General features: G+C 63.9%; 6 protein-coding genes. 4 read left to right on the top strand and 2 right to left on the bottom strand.

Annotation, left to right across the window (positions count from 1 at the left end):
* Nucleotides 1–395 precede the first annotated feature (395 nt).
* The gene (locus GXY33_11275) at nucleotides 396–1,694 is read right to left on the bottom strand and encodes an MFS transporter (protein NLX05713.1); all 1,299 of its coding nucleotides are present in this window, start codon (nucleotides 1,692–1,694) and stop codon (nucleotides 396–398) included.
* Nucleotides 1,695–1,972: 278 nt separating this feature from the next.
* Here GXY33_11275 and GXY33_11270 point away from each other — a divergent pair, with 278 nt between their 5' ends.
* From GXY33_11270 to GXY33_11255, 4 genes are read left to right on the top strand one after another with little or no spacing between them, the layout of a single operon-like run.
* On the top strand, nucleotides 1,973–3,274 hold the full coding sequence (locus tag GXY33_11270; GenBank protein ID NLX05712.1) for a phenylacetate--CoA ligase: 1,302 nt from the start codon (nucleotides 1,973–1,975) through the stop codon (nucleotides 3,272–3,274).
* A gap of 21 nt (nucleotides 3,275–3,295) precedes the next feature.
* On the top strand, nucleotides 3,296–3,727 hold the full coding sequence (locus GXY33_11265) for an ACT domain-containing protein (protein ID NLX05711.1): 432 nt from the start codon (nucleotides 3,296–3,298) through the stop codon (nucleotides 3,725–3,727).
* Between the two features lie 10 nt (nucleotides 3,728–3,737).
* Nucleotides 3,738–5,042, top strand: coding sequence for a phenylacetate--CoA ligase (locus GXY33_11260; protein NLX05710.1), 1,305 nt, complete (start codon nucleotides 3,738–3,740; stop codon nucleotides 5,040–5,042).
* Nucleotides 5,043–5,052: 10 nt separating this feature from the next.
* Complete coding sequence (locus GXY33_11255) at nucleotides 5,053–5,490, top strand: ACT domain-containing protein (GenBank protein NLX05709.1); 438 nt, start codon at nucleotides 5,053–5,055, stop codon at nucleotides 5,488–5,490.
* A gap of 78 nt (nucleotides 5,491–5,568) precedes the next feature.
* Here the strand turns inward: GXY33_11255 and GXY33_11250 are convergent.
* Nucleotides 5,569–6,298, bottom strand: a 730-nt coding sequence (locus GXY33_11250; protein ID NLX05708.1) for a cysteine synthase family protein, incomplete at its 5' end; no start/stop codon positions are given.

The following is a 6,298-nucleotide window of genomic DNA, read 5'->3' as shown; positions in this document are numbered from 1 at the left end:
TTGACCTGGGCGATGTCGGTGAGCCACGCGCAGGCCTGGCGGATGGACTCGTGGAGGTTTTTGGTGGTGACGTCTCTGGGTTCGGGCACCGGTGAGGCTCCTTGAGGGGTCTGGGAGGACCGTTGAAGGGCATTGTATTGGGCTGGGAATGGCAATGAAAATGAAAAGGCGGGATCAGGGGGGAGAATAGGTGGTCGGGTGGTCAGCGAATCAGGGGGGCAGGCCGGAGCCGCCTTCGGCGGCGTCAACCAGTCCAGGGGCTTGCGCCCCTGGCTACATCCTTGCGCCCCTTCGGGGCTGATTCGCATGGGGCCATTGGTACCAGGGGCTCGCGCCCCTGGCTACAGGCTTTTGCCCCTTTGGGGCTAATCGTGCTGAGGGCGGGGAATAGGGGATCAGGGGGCGGGCGGCGCGGCGGTTTGAGGCGATTCGGCGGATGGGGTTGGGTCGGCTGGTTCGCGGCGTCGGGATTCGGCTTGGAGCCAGTAGAGGAGGGTGAGCATGGCGAGGGGGCAGATGGTGGCCAGGAGGAGTCCGGTACGCAGGCCGAGTTGTTCGGCGGTGAGGCCGGCGGGCATGAGGTGGGCGAGGAGGTCGCGGAGTGCGGGCGCGCGGTCGGCGACGAGTCCGACGAGCCATGGGACGATGGCTCCGCCGGTGTCGCCGGCGGCTGAGAGGACGGCGAACATGGAGGCTCCGGCGAGTGGGAACCGGGCGGCGGTGACGGAGAGGATGCCGGGCCAGAGGAGGCTGCAGCCGAGTCCGGCGATGACGCAGGCTGAGAGGGCGAAGATGGGCGAGGGCGAGAGGCTTGCGACGAGGTAGACGCCGACGCAGAGCCAAGCTCCGGCGATCATGACGCGGTACATGCAGACCTTTTCGCCTTTGAAGCCGAACCAGACTCGTCCGGCGGCGAGGGCGACGGCGAAGAGGCACAGTCCGCCGAGGTCGCCGATGATTTTTGGGAGGGCCAGGGCGACGTCGGCGAAGGCGGAGATCCACTGGGCCATGACGAGTTCGGTGGCGCCGGCGAGGCCGATGGCGAGGACGGCGACGACGTAGGCGCGTTTGCGGAGGAGGGTGCGGACGCGTTGGCGCTGGTGTTCCTCGACGAAGCGGGGGATGTGGACCAGGGAGAAGCCGAGGGCGTTGAGGGCGGGGACGGCGGACCAGGCGAGGACGATGAGTCGCCAGTGCTTTGCTCCGAGGGCGAAGACGGCGAGGGCGGTGGCGAGGATGACGACGAGCTGGCCGATGGCGTAGAAGGAGTGGAGCAGGCTCATATCGGCGGCTTTGCGGTCGGAGGGCATGGCGTTGACGATGGGGGAGAGCAGGAGTTCGAGGATGCCGGCGCCCATGGAGAAGACGACGGTGCCGAGGACGAGGCCGTGGTAAGGATTCTGGAAATACGACGGTGAGAGGGCGAAGAGCCAGAGTCCGAGGAAGGCGAGGAGGTTGGCGGAGACGACGAAGCGTTTGGCTCCGAGGCGGTCGACGAGGGCGCCGCAGAGGACGTCGAAGGTGACCTGGGTGGCGAAGTTGATGAGGATGAGTCGGCCGATCTGCTCGAAGGTCAGGCCGAGGATTTCGCGGAGGGGGATGAAGAGGGGCGGGGTGAGGTTGATGGCCAGGGCGAGGACGACCATGCCGAGGTAGCAGCAGCGGACGGTGAGGCGGGTATTGGATATGTTCATTTGGGCGGTCTCATATACGGTGGAGGATGCGGCGGTCTGGTGTACCCGCTGATGCGGGGGAATTCAACGGAATTCCCCGCCGGTGGCGGTCCGCGGTCTTGGTTTGGGGCGGGACATTGGGGTTTGATTATCCGGGAGGGATTTTATATAAGAAAAGGTGACGGTATCGCGGCTGGGCCTGCCTTTGCGGGCGGCCGGCTGGTTGGTGTCGAGGATGGTTATCGGACCAGGGCCGATCGGCGGTGATCTATGATGTCTCTTGTAAGGACGATGGCGCCATGATCTGGAACGAGAAGATGGAGTGCTCGCCGGTGGAGGAGCTGAAGAACGTTCAGTCCGACCGCCTGCGGGCCATCGTGGAGTACGTGTACCGGAAGTGCCCGGTGTACACCAGGAAGCTGGATGAGGCGGGGGTCAGCCCCGGGTCGATCCGGTCGATCGACCAGATCAAGCAGTTGCCGTTTACGGTCAAGGACGACCTGCGGGACAACTATCCGTTCGGGCTGTTTTCGCGCGGGGAGCGTGAGCTGGCTGAGATTCACGTTTCGAGCGGGACGACGGGGAATCCGACGGTGGTCGGGTACACGAAGGACGATTTGAAGCTTTGGGGCGAGGTGATGGCGCGGGCGCTGTGCTGCGCGGGGGCGGTTCCGGGCGACAAGATTCAGGTGGCGTACGGGTATGGGTTGTTCACGGGCGGGCTGGGCTGTCACTACGGGGCGCTGGAGATGGGATTGACGATTATTCCGGCCTCGTCGGGTCAGACCAAAAGGCAGCTTAAGATCATGACGGACTTCAAGCCGCGGGTGCTGGCGTGCACTCCGAGCTATTGCCTGTACATGGCGGAGGAGGCGCAGGAGATCGGGTTGGATCCGCGTTCGAGCAGTTGGGAGATCGGCGTGTTCGGAGCGGAGCCGTGGAGCGAGCCGATGCGGGCGGAGATCGAGCAGACGTGGAACATGCTGGCCACGGACATTTACGGGCTTTCGGAGATCATCGGGCCGGGCGTGGCGCAGGAGTGCACGCACAAGGCTGGTTTGCACATCTTCTCGGATGTGTTCTATCCCGAGATCATCGACCCCAAGACGGGGAAAGAGGTCGGGCCGGGCGAGAAGGGGGAGCTGGTGATCACGACGCTGACCAAGCAGGCGATTCCGCTTTTGCGGTATCGGACGCGGGACATCGTGGGCGTGACATACGAGACGTGCCGGTGCGGTCGGACGAGCCCGCGGATCACGAAGATTCAGGGGCGGACGGACGACATGATCATCGTGCGGGGGATCAACGTATTCCCGTCGCAGATCGAGCACGTGCTGATCGGGATCGAGGGGACGCTGCCGCACTACCAGCTCGTGGTCGATCGCAAATCGGGCGAGCTGGACGAGCTGGAGGTGGTGGTGGAGGTGGATCCGACGATTTTTTCGGATGAGATTCGCAAGCTGGAGGGGTTTCAGCAGAAGATCCGGAAGGAGATCGAATCGGTTCTGGGCGTTGCGGCACGGGTGCGGCTGGTGGAGCCCAAGACGATCGAGCGGAGCATGGGCAAGGCGGTTCGCGTGGTGGACAAGCGGGCCAAGTAATCCTGTTGCAAGGGGATCGCGATGAAGCTGAACCAGATTTCGGTGTTTCTGGAAGACAAGAAGGGGCGGCTGTTCGAGGTGTGCAGCGTGCTGGGCGAGGGCGGGATCAACATCCGGGCGTTGACGATCGCGGAGAGCCGCGGCTACGGGGTGGCGCGGATGGTGGTGGACAAGCCGGACGCGGCGATGGACGTTTTGAAGGGGAAGGGGTTTGTGGCGGAGAAGACGGAGATCGTGGCGGTGCAGGTGGCGGACCGGCCGGGCGGCCTGGCGAATATCCTGAAAATCCTGTACGAGAAGGACGTGAACGTCGAGTACATGTACGGGTTCGTGGAGAAGTTTTCGGACAAGGCGCTGATGGTGTTCCGTTTCGAGAATCCCGACGAGGGGCTGGCGGTCCTCAGCGAGAACGGCGTAAAGGTGCTGGGCACCAAAGACATTGTGAATCTCTGACATGGACGAAATTCGCTACTGGAACAAAGAACGTGAGACGATGGACCGTGACGCGCGGCGGGCGCTGCAGCTTGAGCTGTTGCGTCAGACGGTGGGTTCGGCCCTCAAGACGCAGTTTTACCGGCGCCGGCTTGAGAAGGCGGGCATCCATTCGCTGGACGACGTCCGGAGTCTGGACGACCTGAAGCGGGTGCCGTTTACGACGAAGGACGACCTGCGGGAGAACTATCCGCGCGGGCTGCTGGCGGCGGACCCGACCGAGGTGGTGCGCATTCACACCTCGAGCGGGACGACGGGCACGCCGACGGTGATCTACCACACGCAGGAAGACCTGAACAGTTGGACGGAGCTGGTGGCCCGGTCGATCGTGGCCACCGGGGCGGGTCCGGGCGACGTGTTCCAGAACATGATGACGTACGGCATGTTCACCGGCGGGCTGGGCCTGCACTACGGGGCTGAGCGGGTGGGCCTGACGGTGATTCCGGTCGGCGGCGGAAACACGAAGCGGCAGATTCAGCTCATGAAGGATTTCCGCACGACCGTGCTGCACGTGACTCCGAGCTACTGCCTGCACGTCCACACCAAGTTGGACGAGGCGGGCGTAACGCGAGGCGAGCTGGCGTTGCGCAAGGCGTACATGGGGGCTGAGCCGCACTCGGAGAACACGCGGCTGAAGGTCGAGGAGTTGTACGGGATCGACGTGTACAACTCGTACGGCCTGTCGGAGATGAACGGGCCGGGCGTGGCGTTCGAGTGCGTCTACAAGAACGGGATGCACGCGTGGGAGGACGCGTACGTATTGGAGATCATCGACCCGGCGACGGGCGAGAATCTGGGCGACGAGCAGGAAGGCGAGGTGGTGTTTACGACGCTGCAGCGCAAGGCGACGCCGTTGCTGCGGTACCGGACGCGGGACCTGGCGTCGGTGTTCGGGGGGGAGTGTCCGTGCGGCCGGACGTGCCGACGGCTTTCGCGGATCACCGGACGCAGCGACGACATGCTGATCGTCGGCGGGGTGAACGTATTTCCGTCGCAGATCGAGGAAGTCGTGATGCGGATTCCGGAGGTCGGCACGAACTATCAGATCCGGCTGACCAAGGAGGGCTCGCTGGACCGGCTGACGGTTCAGGTCGAGATTTACTCGAAGATGTTCAGCGGCAACGTGCGTCAGCTCGACGCGCTTCGGAACCGGATCAAGGAGGAGCTGAAGGCTTCGATCATCATCAACCCGGCGGTCGAGCTGCACGAGCCGGGCAGCCTGCCGGTGTACGAGGGCAAGGCGAAGCGCGTGGTGGACGAACGACCCAAACTCTAAGGACGCGACGATGCCACACCAGATCAACATCTTCATCGAGAACCGGCCCGGTCGCCTGCGGAGCATCACGGAGATTCTGACCGAGGCGAAGGTGAACATCCGGGCGTTCACGATTCAGGACCGCGGCGACTTCGGGCTGATCAAGCTGATCGTGGACAAGCCCAAGCAGGGGCAATTGGCGCTGGCCGACCGTCAGTTCGCCTGCGCGCTCAAGGACGTGCTGGCGGTTTCGATTCCGGACCGGCCGGGCAACCTGCACAAGCTGACCAGCGTGTTTTTCGAGCACAACATCAACATTGTGGACGCCTACGGGTTTGTGCTGGAGCCGAACAAGGAAGGGGTCTGCTGTATCGAGTTCGAGAACGCGGAGGACCTGGAACGGTGCAAGGCCCTGGTGGTCAAGGAGGGCTTTAAGGTCCTCGAGGACGAGGAGCTCTACGAGTTCTGAGCATCGAGCCGGAAGGGGTTGAAATAAGCGGGACCAGCGAGCGGGCATGCTTGTCGAGGCGTTGCGGACGGTCAATGGCTAGAGCAGGGCGGTGCTGAAGTAGCGTTCGGCCCGGTCGGGCAGGATGGTGGCGATGTTGCCTTTGGTCTTTTTGGCCAGTTGCCTTGCCGCCCAGACGTTGGCCCCGGATGAGATGCCGACGAGCAGGCCGTAGTCGCGGCCGAGCTGTCGCGTGGTTTCGATGGCGTCCTGGTCGGTCACTTCGAGCACCTCGTCGACCATCGCGACGTTGAGGATCGAGGGCACGAAGCCGTCGCCGATGCCCTGGATCTGGTGCAGTCCCGGTTCGTGGCCGAGGAGGGCTGAGACGTTTTTGGGTTCGACGGCGACGATGCGGACGTCGGGTTTGTTTTCCTTGAGGAACGAGCCGATTCCCTGGAGGGTTCCGCCGCTGCCGACGCCGGCGACGAAACAGTCGATCTCGCCGCGGATCTGGCGCCAGAGTTCGTGAGCGGTTTCCTGGTAGTGGATTCGCGGGTTATCGGGGTTTTCGAACTGCTGCGGTATGAAGACGCGCGGGTCGTCGGCGGCCAGTTCGCGGGCCCGTCGGACGGCGCCGGGGATGCTTTCGCGGTCGGGCGTGAGCACCAGGTCGGCTCCGAGGGCCTTGATGAGTTTTTTTCGTTCCTCGCTCATGCCTTCGGGCATGACGATGCGGACGCGGTAGCCCTTGAGCCGCCCCACCAGGGCGATGCCGATGCCCGTGTTGCCCGAGGTCGGTTCGACGATGATCGAGTCGGGTTTGAGC

It is taken from the genome of Phycisphaerae bacterium, assembly GCA_012729815.1.
In the GTDB taxonomy this organism is placed as follows: domain Bacteria; phylum Planctomycetota; class Phycisphaerae; order JAAYCJ01; family JAAYCJ01; genus JAAYCJ01.
The sequence above is the reverse complement of the archived record's forward strand: the minus strand, read 5'-3'. Positions and strand labels throughout refer to the sequence as shown.